This window comes from Mycetocola miduiensis, assembly GCF_900115155.1.
Classification (GTDB): domain Bacteria; phylum Actinomycetota; class Actinomycetes; order Actinomycetales; family Microbacteriaceae; genus Mycetocola_A; species Mycetocola_A miduiensis.
Genome location: NZ_FOVM01000002.1, coordinates 66246 through 83907, shown reverse-complemented (window position 1 = coordinate 83907; position 17662 = coordinate 66246). Strand labels below are relative to the sequence as shown.

Sequence of the window (17662 nt, the reverse complement as noted above, 5' to 3'; positions counted from 1 at the left end):
GCGCCTGCAAATGACAGCGTACGCGCCATTCGAGCGTAAGTACAGACTGGGAGCTCCCGTATATGCCCATCGGACTCATCGCCCTCGCCCTCGGCGGATTCGGAATCGGACTCACCGAGTTCGTCATCATGGGCCTCCTGCCCGACATCGCCGGTGACTTCGAGGTCACCGAAGCGGCGGCCGGGTGGCTCATCACCGGCTACGCCCTCAGCGTGGTCGTCGGCGCCGTTCTCCTCACCGCTGTCGTGACCCGATTACCGCGCAAGCACGTTCTCGTCGGCCTGATGCTCCTGTTCATCGCTGGCAACCTGCTTTCGGCGCTCGCCTCCGATTACCCGAGCATGCTGGTCGGGCGCATCGTCGCCGCCCTATGTCACGGCGCATTCTTCGGAATCGGATCGGTCGTCGCCGCCGGCATGGTCGAGAAGCACAAGCAGGCCGGCGCCATCGCGATCATGTTCACCGGACTGACGGCCGCCAACGTGCTCGGCGTCCCATTCGGCACGTTCCTCGGGCAGACCTTCGGCTGGCGATCCACATTCTGGGCCATCAGCATCATCGGGATCGTCGCCCTCGTCGGCCTGGTGACGCTTGTCCCGAACGTTCGCTCCGAGGGGTCGACGGGCCTGAGGAACGAGCTGGGTGCATTCCGATCCGGCCAGGTCTGGCTATCGATTTTCGTCACCGTCTTCGGATTCGGTGGGATGTTCGGCGCGTTCACCTACATCGCCTTCACCCTCACCGACGTGAGCGGGTTCCCCGCCGGCGCCGTGCCGTGGCTGCTCGTGCTGTTCGGGGTCGGGTTGTTCCTTGGCAATGTGATCGGCGGCAAGGCAGCAGACCGCTCCCTCGACCGGACCCTCATCGTCATCCTCGCCGGCCTCGTCGTCGTGCTCGCGGTCTTCGCGCTGACGGCGCAGAACCAGCTCGTCACCATCCTGTCGCTGCTGTTCATGGGCGGGTTCGGCTTCGCGACGGTCCCCGGCCTCCAGATGCGTGTCATGCAGTACGCCAGCAGCGCCCCGACCCTCGCGTCGAGCGCCAACATCGGGGCATTCAACCTCGGCAACGCTCTGGGTGCCTGGCTGGGCGGGTTGACGATCTCCGCCGGTCTCGGGTATGCCTCGTCGATCTGGGCCGGGATGGCGCTCACCGTGGTCGCGCTCCTCGTGATGGTCGTCGCTGCGGTGGCGGCACGCCGCACGGCGTCCCCCGTGCCGGCCGCAACCGCAGAGCCGGTCCTGCAACACTGATGCCGACGGCACCTCCCGCCTGTTTAGTGCGGGGCGGGTGCCAGCCGTCCCGGGCCGATCGGCAGCACCGGCGCCGAGTACACGAGTGGTGCGGGTGACCCACCGGAGACCGTGATCGCGGCGTTGCCGAATCGCCACAGACGGTTGTACAGGAAGATCGACACCTCAGTTGGAGCGTCCGCTGACACTCGCCAGGTGCCTGTGCCCCACTGGGCGGGTTGGCCGCGGCCGTTGAACACGACTGTCGGCTTCAGCACGGCGCCGAACCAGGGTTTTCGGAGCGTCAGTTCGAGTCGTTTGGGATCGGCCATGGACCCAGCTAACCACGGATGGGAGGCGGCCTGAACGCAGAAAGGCCGCCTCAGAGGCGGCCTTTCGGTTCACGTCGTGTGACAGCAACTGATGGTGGAGATGCGGGGAATTGAACCCCGGTCCACTGCTGTGGTCATGTGCCTTCTACGGGTGTATCCAGTGAAAGCGTTCTACTCGGCTCCGGAATTTGCCACTGGCACCTAATCCGACAAGCCCAGCCTCAGTTGAAGTCCCTCTACGCCCTGAGACGAAACGTAGAAGCAATCTCTCTAAATGGCGCCAGGATCCGGGTAGAGAGCATTCCCGGTCTGACGGACTTCTTTAGTGCGCTCGCTTAGGCAGCGAGGGCGAAGTCAGTGCGCTTTGAATTGGCACTTATTGTTTTCCAGAGATCGTTTACGAGAGAACCCTGGATCCTCGACCCGCTTCTCACAGTTGCGCAGGCAGTGTCGAAACCGATCATCCCCATGCACACCCTGAAAAGAGTGAGTGGCTGTCACACGCTGTGAAGTTATCAAACCGGCGAACCGGCATCCGGACCTCACGGCCCAGCTCTCCAGTATAGCCGGTCCGGCCGATGTCTGCCAAAGCGGTCGCGTTCCTCCCCTGATCTTGCGGCGCTAACCCCGATAAAGTCGCTTCATGGTCGACTTCTCCGGGCAGGACGACGTGCAAATCTCCGTTCACGGTGAGGGTCATGCCCAAAGCCCGGCGGAGCGCGCCACCGTGTCGCTCGCGGTCAGTTTCGATGGCGACGACCGGCGGAATGTTCGCGACCGGTCGGCCGCCACCCTCGCCGTGTGCATCGAGTCGATCGCTGTCCTGCACGACCCTGCGGCTGGTCCCGTCGTCGACTGGGCTGCCGACGATGTCCAGGTCTGGGCCGAACGGCCGTGGAACAGTGAGGGAGCGCAACTCCCCCTCGTTTACCACTCCCGCGCCCAGCTGACAGCGACCTTCAGCGACGTGCGCCGGTTGAGCGTGTGGCTGGAGGACGCCGCCAGCCAGGATGGCGTCAATGTGGGCGGGATCACCTGGGCCGTCACCGACCTCACCAGGCGTGAACTCGAGGCGCGCGCGCAGCGGGATGCCGTCGCACACGCCGTCGATAAAGCATCCGTTTACGCAGCATGCTCGGTCTCAGCGGGTGCACACCCGTCGAGCTGTCGGAGCCGACGGTCGCGTACCCGTTCCCCGGCCGGGAAGACGCCAGGATGTTCGCCATGGCCGCGAGTGCCCCCGTCGATCTGGCGCCCGCTCCCGTCCGCATCGACGTCGCCATCGACGTGCGGTTCACGGCGCGCCCGGCGCGGGTACAGACGGACTCGTAGGAGGCCGACCCTCCGCTGAACCTTATTCGCCGAGGTGGTTGCGAGCAGCGACGGCCCGCGCCGCCTCACGGGTCGCCTCACGCTCACGGAGCGTCTGGCGCTTGTCGTACTCCTTCTTACCCTTGGCGATGGCGATCTCAACCTTCGCCTTGCCGTCGCTGAAGTACAGCTTCAACGGGATGATCGTGTAACCGCCTGGCGCCACCTTGTGGCTGATCTTGAGGATCTGAGCCTTGTGCAGCAGGAGCTTGCGCTTGCGCCGTGGCGGGTGGTTGTTCCAGGTCGCGCCGGTGTATTCGGGAATGTGCACGGCATCGAGCCAGGCCTCGCCGCCCTCGATGAACGCGTACCCGTCGACGAGGGAAGCACGACCCGCGCGCAGAGACTTCACCTCAGAGCCGCTCAGCACGAGACCGGCCTCGAAGGTGTCTTCAATCAGGTAGTCGTGGCGCGCTTTGCGGTTGGTCGCCACGACATTTTCGCCACGTTCCCTGGGCACGGTTTCACTCCGACAGTCGGTTCGCGGCACAGCGCCGCAGGATGGATCGCCGCACCGGCGGCGCGGCAGCCCATCAGTCTAACAACAGGCGGGATGCCGCGCGCCCGGGGGCCTAGATCTTCAGGTAGCGCTTGATCGCGAAGTTCGCCGAGAAGGCGGCGAGGAACATCCCCAACAGGATGAGCACCGGAACCACGATGAACGCATCGGAGATGTCGACGAAGCTGACGAAGGGCATCCGCGGTGCCAGGTATCCGGCGATGAAGTAGTGCACGATGCCGATCACCGCCGCACCGGCAAGGATGGAACCGATCACCGCCGAGAACACTCCCTCGAGGATGAACGGTGTCTGGATGAACCGGTTCGAGGCTCCGACCAGACGCATGATCCCGATCTCCTTGCGCCGTGAGTACGCCGACAGGCGGATCGTGGTCGCGATGAGAAGAACGGCGGCGATGAGCATCAGTCCGGCGATGCCAATCGCCGTGTAGCTGGCAACGTTGAGCACCTGGAAAATGGCGTCGAGGTATTGTCGCTGGTCCGTCACCTCTTCCACTCCGGCGGTGCTCGAGAAGGCTTCGACGAGTACCTCGGATTGCGACGGATCGTCAAGATTGACCCAGTACGTCTCGTTCAACTGCTCGGGAACGACGAGGCTGGCAAGCTCGTTGCCCTCGAACTGCTTCTGGAAATTCTCGTAGGCGAGCTGGTGGTCCTCGAAGTAGAACTCCTCGACGAACGGAGCGAGGGTCTCGCCCTCCAGCTGGCCGGCGACGCTGGCCTTCTGGTCGTCGGTTGCCGCACCGGCGGTACATGTCTCTGTCGTCGAATCGGCTGTGCACAGGTAGATCGCAACCTGGGCCCGGTCGTACCAGTAGTTCTTCATCTGGCCGATCTGCATCTGCAACAGAACCGCCGTACCAACGAAGGTGAGTGAGATGAAGGTGACGAGGATGACCGAGATCACCATGGACACGTTGCGGCGAAGGCCTGTTGTCGCTTCCTGCCAGATCAGGGAGAGTCTCATCGGACCGGCCCCACACTCTGCTCGTCGTCGCCATCTGGGTTCTCGGCGGCTCGCAAGCCGAGGCGCTCGGCGAGGGAAAGGTGATCAGAGACGTCGACGAGGCTGTCGGCGTTGGGGTTGTGGATGACGCCGGTCGCCGGTGAACTCACGCGATCGGCGTCGTCGGTGGGTGCCGGATGCGAACGACGCGTCGCCGGCGCAGGGGCGGGCGCGGGCGCGGGGGTGTTGATGAGGATCTGGTGAGCCTGGGTCTCGGCCTCTGCCTGGGCAGCGACCTCGGCGACCTCCTGCCGCGCTGCCTTCGCCGACTCGCCCTTCGCAACGGCAGGCTTGAGTTCGGGGACGACACCGGTCGTGCCGTATCCGCCTTCGAGTTCGTCACGCACGATGACGCCGTCGACGAGTTCGATGACCCGGCGCTGCATCTTGTCGACGATGCCTGCCTCGTGGGTGGCCATGAGCACTGTGGTTCCGCTCGCGTTAATACGCTCGAGGATCTGCATGATCCCCGCGCTGGTTGCCGGGTCAAGGTTTCCGGTCGGCTCGTCGGCCAAGAGGATCTGTGGTTTGTTGACGACGGCGCGCGCGATGGCCACGCGCTGCTGCTCACCGCCGGAGAGTTCGTGGGGCAGTCGATCGGCTTTATTTTCCAAGCCGACCATTTTGAGCACGTCGGGGACGGCTTCCTGCACGAACCCGCGCGATTTACCGATCACCTGAAGCGTGAACGCCACGTTCTCGAACACCGTCTTGTTCGGCAGCAGCCGGAAGTCCTGGAAGACGACACCGAGGTTGCGGCGGAAGTACGGGATCTTCCTGCTCGAGATCGAACCCAGGTCGTTCCCCAAAACGAAGATCGAGCCCTTTGACGGCTTCTCTTCCTTGAGGATCAAGCGCAGGCAACTCGACTTTCCGGAGCCGGAAGCACCGACGAGGAAGACGAACTCGCCCCGTGCGATCTCCAAGTCCATCTCGTTGATCGCTGGCCGCTTCGTGCCGGGGTATTTCTTCGTGACGTTCTCAAACCGAATCATGACGACTCGAGCCTAGGCAGGGCGGACCGGATCGAGGACGTGACACGCCTATGCGCTCCGGGTTGGCCACCCGGCTCAGTCGTCGGTCGGCTGTTTACGCCAGCGGATGCCTGCCGAGATGAATCCGTCGATGTCGCCGTCGAAGACGTTCTGCGGGTTGTTGACTTCATGCTCGGTGCGGAGGTCCTTCACCATTTGGTACGGAGCGAGGACGTATGAGCGCATCTGGTCGCCCCAGCTCGCCGTGATGTTGCCGGCGAGTTCCTTCTTCTTTGCGTTCTCCTGCTCTCGCTGCACGAGGAGAAGCCGCGACTTGAGCACCCGCAGCGCAGCGGCGCGGTTCTGGATCTGGCTCTTCTCGTTCTGGCAGCTGACGACGATGCCGGTCGGGAGGTGCGTGATGCGCACAGCGGAGTCCGTCGTGTTGACCGACTGGCCTCCGGGGCCAGACGAGCGGAAGACGTCGACGCGCATCTCGTTGTCGGGGATGTCGACCTCTTCGGTCTCCGGCATCAACGGGACCACTTCGACAGCGGCGAAGCTGGTCTGCCGTTTGCCGGCCGAGTTGAACGGGCTCATCCGCACGAGGCGGTGAGTACCGGCCTCCACGCTCAGCGTGCCAAAGGCGTACGGTGCGTCAATTTCGAACGTCGCCGATTTGATGCCCGCTTCTTCGGCGTAGCTGGTGTCGAGCACTTTCGCTTTGTACCTGTGCTGCTCTGCCCAGCGCAGGTACATCCGAAAGAGCATGTCGGCGAAGTCGGCGGCGTCGACGCCGCCGGCTCCCGCCCGGATGGTGACGACAGCGGCGAGTGGGTCGTACTCGCCGTTGAGCAGCGTCTGTACTTCGAGGTCGCCGATCTGCTTCTGCAGGTCGAGAAGCTCGTTGCGTGCTTCGGCCGCTGATTCTTCATCGCCTTCGGCGTTGGCGAGCTCGACGAGCACTTCGAGGTCGTCGAGCTGGTTCTCGATGGCGGTGAGGCGGGCGAGTTCCGACTGCCGGTGGCTCAGGTCGCTGGTGATCTTCTGCGCCTTATCGGTGTCGTCCCACAGGTCGGGCACGCCGGCCTGTTCGCTCAGGTCGGCAATCTCGGCGCGCAGCCTGTCGACTCCAACGACTTCGCGGATGTCGGCAAAGGTGGTGCGGATGGCGGCGATCGCATCGTTCAGGTCTAGATCTAACATGTCGGCACCAGCCTACCTTCCGGCGACTTCACCCGGCGGGCGGCTCTAGACTCGAAATCACCATGACAGACGGAAATCCGGCATTCAGCATCCGCTCCGTCGCCATTGTGGTCTTCCTTCCGACGTTGTTGTTTTCCATCGGCGAGGGAGCGCTCATCCCGCTCATCCCTGTCGCAGCCACGAACCTCGGCGCCAGCCTCGCCATCGCCGGTGTCATCGCCGGAATGCTCATGATCGGCGAACTCGTCGGTGACATCCCGAGCGGTTGGCTGGTGAGCCGCGTCGGTGAACGGACGGCAATGATTGGCGCCGCGTTGCTCTCGATCGTCTCAGCACTCGGCGCCGTTCTATCCCCCAACCCGTGGGTCCTTGGTGTGGCAATCTTCATCCTTGGGCTGGCGACCGCGGTGTTCGCGCTCGCGCGGCATGCCTTCATGACGAGTTATGTGCCCCTGCGCTACCGGGCTCGGGCGCTGTCGACGCTCGGCGGGGTGTTCCGGGCGGGCCTGTTTATCGGTCCGCTTCTGGCTGTCCCGGTGATCCACCTCACCGGTGGAGCGCAGGGCGCATTCTGGATCATGACGATTTCGTGCCTGGCGGCCGTCTTGATCCTCGTGCTGTTGCCCGACCCGGAGGCCATGTTCGGCCACGTGAGCCGGATCCGGAAGGGCGCCGCCCCCGCGCATACATCCGGCGAGGAGCTCGCTGCCGAGGAGTCCCACGGGCTGTTCCGCACGTTGCGGGTGTTCCGCGGCGTCCTCGTCCGGATGGGCTCGGGCGCCGCATTGATCGGTGCGATGCGAGCGGCGCGCACGGTCATCCTGCCGCTGTGGGCGGTGAGCCTCGGAGTAAGTGAGGCTGACACGGCGCTCATCATCGGGCTTGCCGGCGCGGTCGACTTTGCCCTCTTCTACGTCAGCGGCCAGGTGATGGACCGGTTCGGCCGGATCTGGAGCGCCGTGCCGTCAACGCTCGGTCTCGGGCTCGGGATGCTGCTGCTGTCGTTCACGCATGACAGTCCGAATGCGGTGGTCTGGTTCATCGTTGCCGCGGGGATCCTTTCCGTCGCGAACGGGCTGGGCAGCGGCATCCTGATGACCCTCGGAGCGGACCTCGCTCCTCCCGGTCGGCCCGCGCCGTTCCTCGGTGCGTGGCGTTTCACCGGCGATGCCGGTTCAGCGGCCGCTCCGCTGGTGGTCGCCGGTCTCACAGCGCTGGGATCGGTCTCCTTGGCCGCCGGGATGATCGGTGCCATTGGCGTTCTCGGAGCCTGGCACCTCGCCCGGATGATTCCCCGCTATGTTCCGGCACGCCGCGTCGCTAACCAGAATCGCTAGCCGAGCGACGCCCACGCAGTTCCCGCGATCATCACGACACAGACCAGTGTGATGAGCGCCATGGCACCGAAAAAGCTCGCCATCGCTGTGAGCCGACGCGGGCCCTGTCGCACGGTGAAACGGATCACGACCATGGCGACCAGCAGCACGGCGACGAGAGTGATTCCCACCCAGGCGATAACCGGCTGGAGTGCGACAAGCGCGAGCAGCACCCCGATGCACACGGCGGCGAGGATCGCTCCGAGGAGGATCCAGATCATTCCCGTCGATGACGTCAGCGCCGGCTGGCTTCGCACCCGGGTCGGATCGGTCATGGCACAGGTCAGCCTTCCCGCCAGTCATTGCTCGTGATGTGTGATCCGCCCTGCGGGCCCATCTGCAGCATCCCGCCGTCGACCGCCCAGGAGGCGCCGGTGACGTAGGCGGATGCCGGTGAAGCGAGGAAGGCGATGACCGCGGCGACTTCACGTGCGTCGCCGGGTCGGCCGAGCGGGATGCCCGGGCGCTCCTCGGAGCGCGGATCCTGATCCGTTTGGCCGGTCATCGGGGTGGCGATCTCCCCCGGCGCGACCGAGTTGGCGGTGACCCCGTGCTGGCCCAGTTCGAGAGCAACCGTCTTGATAAGCCCGCCGAGCCCGTGCTTGGCGGCGTCATAGGCGCTGGAGCCGACCCGGGGCTGGTGTTCGTGCACGCTCGTCACCGCGATGATCCGTCCGCCGTTGCCGGCGTCGACCATCCGTTTCGCCGCGCGCTGGATGCAGACGAACGCACCGTCGAGGTCGGCGGCTACGGTGTGCCGCCACTGCTCGAGGGTCATCTCGAGGAGTGGGGCGTTGTCGCCCGTTCCGGAATTGTTGATGAACACGTCCAGCCCGCCAAGCTGGTCGGCGAGGGCGTCCACCGCGTCCCCGCACCCGTCGAGGTCGGTGGTGTCGAGTTGGGCGACGACGGCGTTCCGGCCGTGGGAGCGCACCTCTTTGGCGGTTTCTTCAGCGCCGGCCTGGTCGCTGTGCCAGGTGATCCCGACATCCATCCCGGCTTCGGCGAGCGCCACCGCTGTTGCGCGTCCGATTCCGGAGTCCGATCCGGTGACGATGGCGAATTTCGGGCTGAATGTCATTCGGGTCCTCCGGCGAGAAATGGTCGAAAAGCGGATGCCATCAACGCAACACCCCGGCAGTCCGGCGCCTCAACCCCTTGACAGTTGTCAGGGGACTTCCGGCGGCACGTCACTCCCGGCGCTTCGGACGGCAGACCGGAATTCGGCCGAGCTCCCGGCGAGGCAACCCACGTCGCAATGAGCCGAGCTGGTACCGCCGAGGATCGATTCACGAAACCCTGGGTGCTCGATGAGGTGGAACGCCAGCTCGCCCTCGAATCGTTCTGTCACCTGCCGCGCCTGGTCGGCGTCACAACGGAGCCATTCAGCGAGACACCGCTCCAGTTCCGTTTCGCTGACGCTCACGAGTGCGCCCAACCGAGCCAGAGAGGATTCGACGGCGGGGCGTTCGGTGTCAGCCGTTACCGCCTGCGACGCGGGAAGGGGGGCGGCGAGCAGTGCGGCGGCGTCCACGATGCCTGCGCCGAACTCGGTGGGGTCCCAGTCTGCCGGCACCCGCGAGCCGATCGTTGCCAGGAGGTGGAGGAAGACCGCCTGGACGCGTCCACCGTATCGCGCGCGCAGGGCCTCAGGGCCGTGATACGCGATCCAGAGGGCGGCGACGCCGGAGACGTGGGTAGTGGCATACGAGGTTCCGGAGGAGCGCTTCACTGACGCTGTCGGAGAACCGCGCTCCCAGATGTACCCGGCCACGTGCACGCCCCAGCCCGGTGCGCTGACGTCGACTGCCCGCCCGTGTGACGACCCGGGCCAGGGTTGATCGTCCGGGCCCGTTGCCGCGACGGCCAGGCAGTTCGGATACGAAGCCGGCGCCACCACGATCGCCACGTTGTTCCCCGCCGCGGCGACCACGATCATGCCGGCGTCGACCGATCGCTGGATTGCCGCCCGTAATCCGAAGAACCCTTTGCCGCCAACGCTGATTGACAGGAGATGGCATCCGTTCCTGCGGGCGTGGTCCACCGCCCGCGCGACGTCGCTGTCGAACAGTTGAATGACGCTCCGGGCCGCCCGGAGCGGCAGCACTTTGGCCCGAGGTGCCACTCCCACGATGCCGGCTTGCTCGCTCCCCCTCCCGACCATGACGCTCGCCGTGGTCGTGCCGTGACCGGGGAAGGACAACGGCCATGGCAGCGTGTCCGGCGGGACCAGCGGGTCGCGGGCGTCGTTGTCGTTGTCGATGAAGTCCCGGTCGGCAACGAGGTTGAGGGCGGCGCGGCCGAGGTTGGGGTGCAGGGTGTAACCGGTGTCTGGCTGACCGATCAGGATGCCTGCCCCTCGGCTGGGTTCGATGGCCCACGCCCCGTCGCACCGGATTGCGTCGCGTGCCCAGCGCATCGACTCGCTCCCGGGAGGAGAATCGGGATCGGCAAGCGCCAGGTCGACGGTGGTTCGTGCAACCAGATCGCCGACGAACGCGGTCACGGGTAAATCGGCCTCGGCCCTGGCCACCACTCCGGTCGCCAGAATGTTCTGCACGAGGGAGTGCGCCAGTGTGGCGTACTCTGCGCTGCCAACCTTTGTCTCAGCCACTCCGGTGAGCAGCCAGAGGGTGTCGTCGTCGGCAAACAGGGGCGCGATGTGCCAGTCAGCCAGGACGTCGTTCACGACCGGGGCGAGCTGCTCGGCAAGATCGTCCCGGGTGCCGGCGCTCTCCACGCCGATCCGCAGCTCGTGAACACCGCCGGCCGATGTGCCGTTGTCCGCTGTACTGTCCGGCGACCCCATTTCGTCCATCGACCACGTCCGTTCTGTCGAAGGCCTCAGCCGTCAATGCCCCGCGTGAGTCGGAGCCTAGGGATCCGGGGAACCCCTACGCAAGGGTCGTGTCCGTGAGCGGCGCGCTCATGCGGACGGTGGGCCTGCCGGTGACGGACAACCACCCGAGCAGGAACCAGGCCACGGCGAACGGGAGCGCCGGGCCACTCGGGACATGTCCAAGCAGGAACAGACAGAGGACAGACAGCGGGCCCACCGCGATCAACAACAACGCCCACCACGTCGGAACGGTACCGCCACGACGGACGCCGAGGCCCCACACGGTGGAACCGATGGCGAGCCCCAGGAGCCCGAACAGGGAAGGGATGTAGCCGATACCGTTCGCCCAATAGTCGGCTGCAACGCCGATAGCCGTCGTCACGAGCGCCCCCGCGACGACCACGAAACCGACAGCCTCCAGCCGGCTCCTTTCCGATCGCTGCCGGTGCAGGTGGATGGCCGCTGGCAGGTAAAGGATGAACACCACGGCGTAGATGCGCCCGTAGATTTCGTAGACGGTTACGGGCGGCGCGAACTCGAGCAGGGGTGCAAGCGCTCGTTCCATGAACGGCAGCCAGACCGGACGGGCGTCGAACCCCTCATACGCCCGGAAATACGCCGCGGCGATCGGGATCGTCAACACGATGGCGCCCGCTCCGCCGACAATTGCGGCCATTCCGGCCCACAACGCCCCCGGCGACAATGTCCGCTTCGGAGTCCTGGTCGTCACCGGAGGACCGAGCGTGCCACGGCCGTCACCTCCAATCGGATGCCGTCCGGCACGAAGAGCGAGAGAACCGGCGGCCGCCAGGCCGAGGACACAGTGACCGAGGCGCTCTTCCCATCTTGGGAGCCCGCGTCCTCGAGCACAAGAGCGTCGAAGGTCCCCACCGGGTCGTTCTCGAGAAACCCGGCGACCGCCGCGCGCACCCGTGGGGACTGAAGCGTGAGCGTGGGTATTCCCGAGTCTAACGAGACGGACGAGAGCTCGAACGCCTCTGCCCCAACCAGAGCGGCCGCGTCGGCGAGACTGTAGAGCCGTTTCCGCTCGAGATACAGCGACGTGGCCGCAGTGACCATGAGGACCAGGAGAAGTGAGAGCATCCCGTAGAAAAAGGCGAGGAGCAGGGTCGATCCGTCTTCGTCGCCCGCTCCAACCAGCATCCGTTTCATTTTCCAGTCCAGAATCGTGACACCTGCTGCCGTGCGGTCGCCTGCACCGGCACACTCGCCGCCTGTGTGAGATCGAGTACATCGGGCACGAACGGAAGGGCCACATCCACTGTCACGGTGACGGTGACGACCGCGTTTCGCGAAGGGCACGAGGCGGCCGACGAACCGTTGCAGGTGACAGTGACGGATGCGGCTTCAGACGCGATCCCGTAATCGGCAAGGGCGAACTCAACCGCTCGGCCGGCGCGGCCGGCCGCCTCCTCCGGGTTGGCCGCCTGCACGAATACTCGGGCCGCCTGCCGTGCGGCGCCTTCGACGGCGAGTGCGCCGCCCTGAACGGCGGACAGAGTGAGAATGAGGTACACGAGCGGCACGAGAAGGATGAGTCCGGTGGTGATGAACTCGAGGGCCGCGGAACCCTCCTCACCCGCGTCGACTCGACGCACCATACTCACGCATTCACTCGTCGAGTGTTTCGACGGCAGCATGACCACTCACCTCCAGCGCGTTGTCCACTCCGATCAGGCCCAGCAACGGAAGGCGTGTCACCACCCGGATGTCGACACTCGGGTGACCGCGGAAGGTGCCGGACTCCGCCGTCACACCATCGGCGTAGTCCCTGCCGATAGCGACGGTGATGAGTTCCTTCGTCCTCGCGACCCCGTCGGCCGGTCCGTTGTCAGCGAGTGCCGCGAACCGGGCACCTTCCGCCGCTGCGTCGATGACGGTGTTCCGGACGTGCAGGGCGAGGCCGAGCTGAAGGACAGCGAGGGTCAGGGCCGTGAGAAGCACCGCAACGAGGATGAACTCCACGACCGCTGACCCATCGTCGCGAATCCAGCGCCGGCCGCACATCGACTACATCCCGGAGACCCGGGCGATGGCCTGTTCGAAGATCGAACTGAGCGCGGGACCGGCGAGAGCCCAGATCATCACGACCAGGCCGGCGGTCATCAGGGTGATCAGGACCCAGCCGGGCACGTCTCCGTTGTCGTCCCGTACCCGCATCGACAGTGAACGATGCCATTTCGAGAGAGTGTTCATGGTGTCTCCTTCGCTTCAAGGTCTGGCGTTTCAGGGTCTGGCGTTTCGTGGTTCTGGCATTCCTGGGTCCGGCGTTTCGTGTGATGGCGTTTCGTGAGATGGCGGACGCTCTCAGAACCCCGACTGGAGAACGAAGATTCCGGGGTAGATGGCGAACAGAACCGAGAGCGGCAGGATCAGGAAGACCAACGGCACAAGCATGGCGACTTCCTTCTTACCTGCCGCCTCAAGGAGCCGGTGCTTTGCTTCGTCCCGCGCGTCCTGCGCCTGGGCGCGCAGCACCTCAGCGAGCGGTGAACCGCGCTCGAGCGCCGCGACGAGTTGTTCGACACAGCGCGTCAGCGCAGGAAGGTCAACCCGGCCGGCAAGTTCGGCGAGCGCGGATGCCAGTGGGATGCCGGTGTGAACCGAACCGACGGTTGCACGGAACTCGCGACTCAGTTCGCCGGATCCCACCCGCCCGACCCGACGGATCGAGTCGAGGATGCCCTCTCCCGCTGACAGGCTCAGACTCATGAACTCAAGCACCGTCGGCAGTTCAGCTGAAATTCGGGCGAGACGATGTCCGGCTGCACGTTTGAGCAGAGCGTCTCGGGCGATTGCCCCGACGACTGCTCCGCCGAGCGGCAGTGCAACGACGAGGACCGTGGGAAGAGACCCGTTCGTCGCTGCCGCCGTCGACAGGAGGATGCCGACCCCGAAGCCGCCGACAGCCCAGCACAGTTGCTCCGCACGGAAGCGGTGCACGGTGGACGTGCTCCCGGCCTGCCCGAGCCGATGCTGTACCACGGCGTTCCCGCCGAGAATCCGGGCGAGCAGTTCGACGAGCCGATGAACGGTGGGCGCGAGAAGCGTGCCGAGGATCGGCAGCGGGTCGACGGTGCGCTTGACGGTGAACAGCCGCGCCCCCTCGGACACGTCCACCAGATACGGCGCCACCCGGTCGGCGAGGGTTGGGCCGCCCATCCGCGGCAGCACGGCCAGGACCGACCAAAGCCCGAGCCCAAGGGCAACCCCGAGAACGAGCCCCCACGCCGCTGTGGCGCTCACCGGAACCACCGTCTTTCCTGTGGCAGCCGCCCTACCGCGAGCATCACCCGGTACGCGACAGCAGAGACCGCTGCGCCACCGGCGATGAGCACTGCTCCTCCTGCCGAGTTGTAGGCGAGCGCAGCTTCCGGTCTCGTAGCGAGGAGGAGCAGGATGCACCACGGCGCTGCGACCCCGAGCTTGGCTGCGTTGCGCACCCAGGACTGGCGTGCTTCGACCTCAGCACGGATGGCGATGTCCTCGCGAAGGTACGCAGCGAGGTTGCGCAGAACGACCGGGAGGTCCGACCCGCCGACCTCCCGCGCCATGCGCAACGTCTCAAGGATCCGATCGGGCACCGGATCGGCGAGAGCGTCTTTCAGCCGGTCGAGGCATCCACTGAACGACCCTGTACTGCGGTAATCCTTCTCGAACGTGGTGAAGGCCGGCCGTAACTGCTCGGGTCCGTTGTGCGCGAGACTCGCGACAGCGTCCGGCAGCGCCAGACCCGACCGAACGGCGCCGACAAGATGGTCGACGACGTCAGGCCACAGCGCACGGTTCGACGCACGGCGAACCCGTGATCGCCAGCCGACGATCACCGCGGGCGCGAAGGCACCGACGATTGCCGCGCACACGGAGAGCGCCGAGACGCCGAGAAGCGCCTGCCCGAGAGCGCCGGTGAGGACACCGATCAGCGCCGACAGGGCAACGAAGATGGCGGTTGGAACCCCGTCCAGACCGGCCAGGGCGAGGGTCGACCGAAACCGCCCCCGTGGTTTCCGGTGCTTGTCGGTCTTCTGGCTGCGACGGGGGAACACCAACGGCGACATCGAGAGAAGAAGTCCGGCGGCGAGGAGGGCCCCAAGAAGAAGCGCCATCACTGGCCTCGCCGAAGGATCGCGGCCGGGTTGAGACCGGCGTTCTCGAACTTTTTGAGCCGGGTCGGATGGCTGCCGGTGGCCTCGAGTTGTCCGTTTCGTATGGCGAACAGGGTGCTGGCCTCGATCACCGCCCCGGTGACCGTTCCGCTCAGCGCGAGGATCGAACCCACCCGACGGGAACCACTCGGCTCCAGCTCACAGTGGACCACGATGTCGATGCACCCCGCGACGGTCGGCAGGACAAACGCCGAGTCGATGTTGCGCCCGGCGAGCAACGGCAGTGTCGACAGCTTCACGAGTGCGTCGCGTGCAGAGTTCGCGTGGATGGAACACATGCCAGGGATGCCGCTGTTCAAAGCGATCAGCAGGTCGAGGCTCTCCGCCTCACGCACTTCGCCCACGATGAGGCGGTCGGGGCGCATCCGCAGGGCTTCCTTGATGAGACGACGAAGCGTTATCTCACCGGTGCCCTCGAGGCTGGGCTGGCGGCACTGCATGGCGACGACGTCTGCTACGGCGAGGTCGAGTTCGAAGGTCTCCTCGACGGTGACGATGCGTTCGTTGGTGCGGACGCTCGACAGCAGTGCCCCGAGCAGCGTGGTCTTGCCGGCCTGGGTTGCCCCGGAGATGAGGATGTTCTGCCCAGCAAGGACGCAGCATCGCAGGAACTCAGCGGCCTGGGCGGTAAGCGATCCGCCGGCGACGAGGCTGTTGAGGTCGCGTACGCGGCGGCTGAACTTGCGGATGTTGACGGCCATGTGCCGCCGGGTGACATCCGGGATCACCACGTGAAGCCGGGATCCGTCCGGCAGAGACGCATCGACGAAGGGAGAACTGAGGTCTACGCGCCTGCCTGTGGCCTGGAGCATCCGCTCAACGAGGTCGCGTACGTCACGTTCGGTCAGCACGGTGTTCGTCAGCTCCGGGATGCCGTTCCTGGCGACGAAGACACGCGTCGGTGAGTTGATCCAGATCTCCTCGACATCCGGATCGTCGAGATACGGCTGCAACGGTCCGAACCCGGTCAGCGACGCAACGACCTCCCGTTCGGTACGGGACTCGTCGGACAGGAGAGGGAGCGCACTCCCGAGCGCCCGCTCGCTGTATCGCCGGACTTCTTCCTGCACGAAGCGCTCGGCGAGCCCCTCGCCCGAAAGATCGACGCCTTCACGCCGAACCCGGTCACGAACCCGGTTGGTGATGATCTCGGCGGCCGACGTCATGGAGAAAGTCTGCCGAAAGCATCCGGCGCCCGTTCCGGTTATCCACAGGCGGAAAGTTCCCCTCCAAGAGGTCACAGGGCGCTGCGGGCCCAGCCCCCTAAACTGGTAACCGTTCGCGGGAGTGGTGAAATTGGCAGACACGCAGGATTTAGGTTCCTGTGCTTTCGAGCGTGTGGGTTCAAGTCCCACCTTCCGCACGGATCAATGGCCGACCGGCCACGACGAGCAACGACCGACGGAGTAGCGGCTGCCCATGATTTCGACAGGTCTCATCCCCTGGCTCGACCCGGAGAGCATCATCAGCGCAGCGGGCCCATGGGCCCTCGTCGTCGTCTGCTTCATCGTCTTCGCCGAAACCGGCCTTCTCGTCGGTTTTCTCCTCCCAGGCGACACGCTCCTGGTCATCACCGGCCTGCTCACCTACTACGGCATGCACTCCGCCACGAGCGCCGGGCTCGACTTCGACATCTGGTGGGTGGCCCTCGCGATTGGCTTCTCCGCCTTCCTGGGCGGTGAAGTCGGTTACCTGATCGGCCATAAGGCGGGCCCCCGGATCTTCGAACGCAAGGAATCCGGCCTGTTCAGCATCCGGAACGTCGAACGGACCAACGCGTTCTTCACGCGCTTCGGCGGACTCGCCGTGATTCTCGCCCGCTTCGTGCCGATCGTGCGCACCTTCGCCCCCGTCGCCGCGGGCGTCGGGCACATGAATTACAAGAAGTACACGTTCTACAACCTCGTCGGCGCGGTCATCTGGGGTGTCGGGCTCACCTACTTCGGCTACTTCCTGGGCTACATTCCCCCGGTGGCCGAGTTCGTGCAGGAGTACATCGACGTCATCCTCATCGGCGCCGTCGTGCTCACCCTCATCCCAACCGTGTGGCACTACCTTCAGTCGAGCCGCAAGGCCAAGCGGGCCGCGGCCGCCGGTGAAGACGTCATCACCGACCATGAGGAAGCACAGCACATGGTGCTTGACCCGGAGACGTTCGAGAAGAAGCCCGAACACTGACCTTCGACGCCGGACGTCACCCGGAGAGCGTCACGACGCTGCGGAGATCCGAATAGTGTTACCGGATGGGTCCCGGAAGGCACAGTCGCGCGGTCCCCAGGGCTGGTCCATGGGCTCCTGCAGTACCTCGGCTCCGGATGCCCTGACGCTTTCGAACGTCGCGTCGAGGTCATCGGTGCTGAAGACGAGCATCGGCAGGACGCCCTTGGTGAGGAGTTCCTGCAGCGCATCGCCGTCGCCCTGGGAACGGCCGGCGTGCGGCATGGAGAGCACGATTCCGAGGCCGGGCTGGGCGTCGGTACCGAGCGTGACCCAGCGGAATCCACCCGATGACACGTCGTTCTTGACCTCGAGGCCGAGCGCATCCCGGTAGAAGGGGAGGGATTCGTCGACGTCGTCGACGGTGATGTTGGTGTACTGAAGTGTGGTTGTCATGACCGG

General features: G+C 65.5%; 21 protein-coding genes, 1 tRNA gene and 1 other RNA gene. 5 read left to right on the top strand and 18 right to left on the bottom strand.

Going from position 1 to position 17662, the window contains the following annotated elements; translation table 11 throughout:
* Window positions 1–62: 62 nt before the first annotated feature.
* The gene (locus BM197_RS04125; RefSeq protein ID WP_090709096.1) at window positions 63–1253 is read left to right on the top strand and encodes an MFS transporter; all 1191 of its coding nucleotides are present in this window, start codon (window positions 63–65) and stop codon (window positions 1251–1253) included.
* A 23-nt stretch (window positions 1254–1276) separates the two neighbouring features.
* Here BM197_RS04125 and BM197_RS04120 read toward each other — a convergent pair whose 3' ends face one another.
* Window positions 1277–1564, bottom strand: a complete 288-nt coding sequence (locus tag BM197_RS04120) for a hypothetical protein (RefSeq protein ID WP_090709094.1) — start codon at window positions 1562–1564, stop codon at window positions 1277–1279.
* A 92-nt stretch (window positions 1565–1656) separates the two neighbouring features.
* Window positions 1657–2032: a transfer-messenger RNA gene (gene ssrA, locus BM197_RS04115) on the bottom strand.
* A 175-nt stretch (window positions 2033–2207) separates the two neighbouring features.
* Here ssrA and BM197_RS04110 point away from each other — a divergent pair.
* Complete coding sequence (locus BM197_RS04110; RefSeq protein WP_090709093.1) at window positions 2208–2915, top strand: SIMPL domain-containing protein; 708 nt, start codon at window positions 2208–2210, stop codon at window positions 2913–2915.
* Between the two features lie 3 nt (window positions 2916–2918).
* Here the strand turns inward: BM197_RS04110 and smpB are convergent, their stop codons facing one another.
* The 4 genes from smpB to prfB all read right to left on the bottom strand — a co-directional run bounded on the left by smpB (window position 2919) and on the right by prfB (window position 6641).
* Window positions 2919–3395, bottom strand: coding sequence for an SsrA-binding protein SmpB (gene smpB / locus BM197_RS04105; RefSeq protein WP_090709092.1), 477 nt, complete (start codon window positions 3393–3395; stop codon window positions 2919–2921).
* A 112-nt stretch (window positions 3396–3507) separates the two neighbouring features.
* Complete coding sequence (gene ftsX, locus BM197_RS04100; protein ID WP_090709090.1) at window positions 3508–4422, bottom strand: permease-like cell division protein FtsX; 915 nt, start codon at window positions 4420–4422, stop codon at window positions 3508–3510.
* Window positions 4419–5456, bottom strand: a complete 1038-nt coding sequence (ftsE, locus tag BM197_RS04095) for a cell division ATP-binding protein FtsE (RefSeq protein ID WP_090709088.1) — start codon at window positions 5454–5456, stop codon at window positions 4419–4421. Before ftsE ends, ftsX begins: the two co-directional genes overlap by 4 nt.
* Window positions 5457–5531: 75 nt before the next feature.
* Entirely contained in the window at window positions 5532–6641 is a 1110-nt protein-coding gene (prfB, locus tag BM197_RS04090) for a peptide chain release factor 2 (protein ID WP_090709086.1), read from the bottom strand.
* A gap of 62 nt (window positions 6642–6703) precedes the next feature.
* On the opposite strand from prfB, the gene BM197_RS04085 reads away from it, so the two are divergent.
* Window positions 6704–7978 carry an MFS transporter gene (locus BM197_RS04085; protein WP_090709084.1) on the top strand — a complete coding sequence of 425 codons (1275 nt, stop codon included), beginning with the start codon at window positions 6704–6706 and terminating at the stop codon, window positions 7976–7978.
* Here the strand turns inward: BM197_RS04085 and BM197_RS04080 are convergent.
* The 11 genes from BM197_RS04080 to BM197_RS04030 all read right to left on the bottom strand — a co-directional run bounded on the left by BM197_RS04080 (window position 7975) and on the right by BM197_RS04030 (window position 16209).
* Window positions 7975–8292 carry a hypothetical protein gene (locus BM197_RS04080; protein ID WP_090709082.1) on the bottom strand — a complete coding sequence of 106 codons (318 nt, stop codon included), beginning with the start codon at window positions 8290–8292 and terminating at the stop codon, window positions 7975–7977. The two genes, BM197_RS04085 and BM197_RS04080, sit on opposite strands and share 4 nt — an antisense overlap.
* Window positions 8293–8300: 8 nt before the next feature.
* On the bottom strand, window positions 8301–9098 hold the full coding sequence (locus BM197_RS04075) for an SDR family oxidoreductase (protein ID WP_090709080.1): 798 nt from the start codon (window positions 9096–9098) through the stop codon (window positions 8301–8303).
* A gap of 87 nt (window positions 9099–9185) precedes the next feature.
* Window positions 9186–10835: a S8 family peptidase gene (locus BM197_RS04070; RefSeq protein ID WP_090709078.1), complete on the bottom strand. Its 1650-nt coding sequence runs from the start codon at window positions 10833–10835 to the stop codon at window positions 9186–9188.
* Window positions 10836–10911: 76 nt separating this feature from the next.
* On the bottom strand, window positions 10912–11532 hold the full coding sequence (locus tag BM197_RS04065; protein ID WP_090709076.1) for a hypothetical protein: 621 nt from the start codon (window positions 11530–11532) through the stop codon (window positions 10912–10914).
* 50 nt (window positions 11533–11582) lie between these two features.
* The gene (locus BM197_RS04060; RefSeq protein ID WP_245762377.1) at window positions 11583–12020 is read right to left on the bottom strand and encodes a pilus assembly protein TadG-related protein; all 438 of its coding nucleotides are present in this window, start codon (window positions 12018–12020) and stop codon (window positions 11583–11585) included.
* A gap of 5 nt (window positions 12021–12025) precedes the next feature.
* A complete protein-coding gene (locus tag BM197_RS04055) occupies window positions 12026–12478 on the bottom strand; it encodes a hypothetical protein (RefSeq protein ID WP_090709071.1) in 453 nt (150 codons plus the stop codon).
* Between the two features lie 10 nt (window positions 12479–12488).
* Window positions 12489–12842 carry a TadE/TadG family type IV pilus assembly protein gene (locus BM197_RS04050; protein WP_342714549.1) on the bottom strand — a complete coding sequence of 118 codons (354 nt, stop codon included), beginning with the start codon at window positions 12840–12842 and terminating at the stop codon, window positions 12489–12491.
* A gap of 45 nt (window positions 12843–12887) precedes the next feature.
* Complete coding sequence (locus tag BM197_RS04045; RefSeq protein WP_090709069.1) at window positions 12888–13073, bottom strand: hypothetical protein; 186 nt, start codon at window positions 13071–13073, stop codon at window positions 12888–12890.
* 111 nt (window positions 13074–13184) lie between these two features.
* A complete protein-coding gene (locus tag BM197_RS04040) occupies window positions 13185–14123 on the bottom strand; it encodes a type II secretion system F family protein (protein WP_177216714.1) in 939 nt (312 codons plus the stop codon).
* The gene (locus tag BM197_RS04035) at window positions 14120–14983 is read right to left on the bottom strand and encodes a type II secretion system F family protein (RefSeq protein ID WP_090709067.1); all 864 of its coding nucleotides are present in this window, start codon (window positions 14981–14983) and stop codon (window positions 14120–14122) included. Before BM197_RS04035 ends, BM197_RS04040 begins: the two co-directional genes overlap by 4 nt.
* Window positions 14983–16209, bottom strand: coding sequence for a TadA family conjugal transfer-associated ATPase (locus tag BM197_RS04030; protein WP_090709066.1), 1227 nt, complete (start codon window positions 16207–16209; stop codon window positions 14983–14985). The genes BM197_RS04035 and BM197_RS04030 overlap by 1 nt, the downstream gene beginning before the upstream one ends.
* 115 nt (window positions 16210–16324) lie before the next feature.
* Between BM197_RS04030 and BM197_RS04025 the strand changes: the two genes are divergently transcribed.
* Together BM197_RS04025 and BM197_RS04020 are read left to right on the top strand one after the other, a co-directional pair.
* Window positions 16325–16406: transfer RNA gene (locus BM197_RS04025), tRNA-Leu, on the top strand.
* Between the two features lie 56 nt (window positions 16407–16462).
* On the top strand, window positions 16463–17221 hold the full coding sequence (locus BM197_RS04020) for a DedA family protein (protein ID WP_090709063.1): 759 nt from the start codon (window positions 16463–16465) through the stop codon (window positions 17219–17221).
* Between the two features lie 30 nt (window positions 17222–17251).
* Here BM197_RS04020 and BM197_RS04015 read toward each other — a convergent pair whose 3' ends face one another.
* Complete coding sequence (locus BM197_RS04015; RefSeq protein ID WP_090709062.1) at window positions 17252–17656, bottom strand: VOC family protein; 405 nt, start codon at window positions 17654–17656, stop codon at window positions 17252–17254.
* Between the last annotated feature and the right edge of the window lie 6 nt (window positions 17657–17662).

What these genes read in the sequence shown, in the direction of transcription:
- BM197_RS04020 (WP_090709063.1), top strand. Translation starts at nt 16,463, where the DNA reads ATGATTTCGACAGGTCTCATCCCCTGGCTCGACCCGGAGAGCATCATC.
- BM197_RS04060 (WP_245762377.1), bottom strand. Translation starts at nt 12,020, where the DNA reads ATGCTGGTTGGAGCGGGCGACGAAGACGGATCGACCCTGCTCCTCGCC.
- BM197_RS04125 (WP_090709096.1), top strand. Translation starts at nt 63, where the DNA reads ATGCCCATCGGACTCATCGCCCTCGCCCTCGGCGGATTCGGAATCGGA.
- BM197_RS04120 (WP_090709094.1), bottom strand. Translation starts at nt 1,564, where the DNA reads ATGGCCGATCCCAAACGACTCGAACTGACGCTCCGAAAACCCTGGTTC.
- ftsX (WP_090709090.1), bottom strand. Translation starts at nt 4,422, where the DNA reads ATGAGACTCTCCCTGATCTGGCAGGAAGCGACAACAGGCCTTCGCCGC.
- BM197_RS04075 (WP_090709080.1), bottom strand. Translation starts at nt 9,098, where the DNA reads ATGACATTCAGCCCGAAATTCGCCATCGTCACCGGATCGGACTCCGGA.
- BM197_RS04110 (WP_090709093.1), top strand. Translation starts at nt 2,208, where the DNA reads ATGGTCGACTTCTCCGGGCAGGACGACGTGCAAATCTCCGTTCACGGT.
- BM197_RS04030 (WP_090709066.1), bottom strand. Translation starts at nt 16,209, where the DNA reads ATGACGTCGGCCGCCGAGATCATCACCAACCGGGTTCGTGACCGGGTT.
- BM197_RS04045 (WP_090709069.1), bottom strand. Translation starts at nt 13,073, where the DNA reads ATGAACACTCTCTCGAAATGGCATCGTTCACTGTCGATGCGGGTACGG.
- BM197_RS04080 (WP_090709082.1), bottom strand. Translation starts at nt 8,292, where the DNA reads ATGACCGATCCGACCCGGGTGCGAAGCCAGCCGGCGCTGACGTCATCG.
- BM197_RS04055 (WP_090709071.1), bottom strand. Translation starts at nt 12,478, where the DNA reads ATGGTGCGTCGAGTCGACGCGGGTGAGGAGGGTTCCGCGGCCCTCGAG.
- BM197_RS04065 (WP_090709076.1), bottom strand. Translation starts at nt 11,532, where the DNA reads ATGGCCGCAATTGTCGGCGGAGCGGGCGCCATCGTGTTGACGATCCCG.
- BM197_RS04070 (WP_090709078.1), bottom strand. Translation starts at nt 10,835, where the DNA reads ATGGACGAAATGGGGTCGCCGGACAGTACAGCGGACAACGGCACATCG.
- BM197_RS04085 (WP_090709084.1), top strand. Translation starts at nt 6,704, where the DNA reads ATGACAGACGGAAATCCGGCATTCAGCATCCGCTCCGTCGCCATTGTG.
- ftsE (WP_090709088.1), bottom strand. Translation starts at nt 5,456, where the DNA reads ATGATTCGGTTTGAGAACGTCACGAAGAAATACCCCGGCACGAAGCGG.
- BM197_RS04015 (WP_090709062.1), bottom strand. Translation starts at nt 17,656, where the DNA reads ATGACAACCACACTTCAGTACACCAACATCACCGTCGACGACGTCGAC.
- prfB (WP_090709086.1), bottom strand. Translation starts at nt 6,641, where the DNA reads ATGTTAGATCTAGACCTGAACGATGCGATCGCCGCCATCCGCACCACC.
- BM197_RS04035 (WP_090709067.1), bottom strand. Translation starts at nt 14,983, where the DNA reads ATGGCGCTTCTTCTTGGGGCCCTCCTCGCCGCCGGACTTCTTCTCTCG.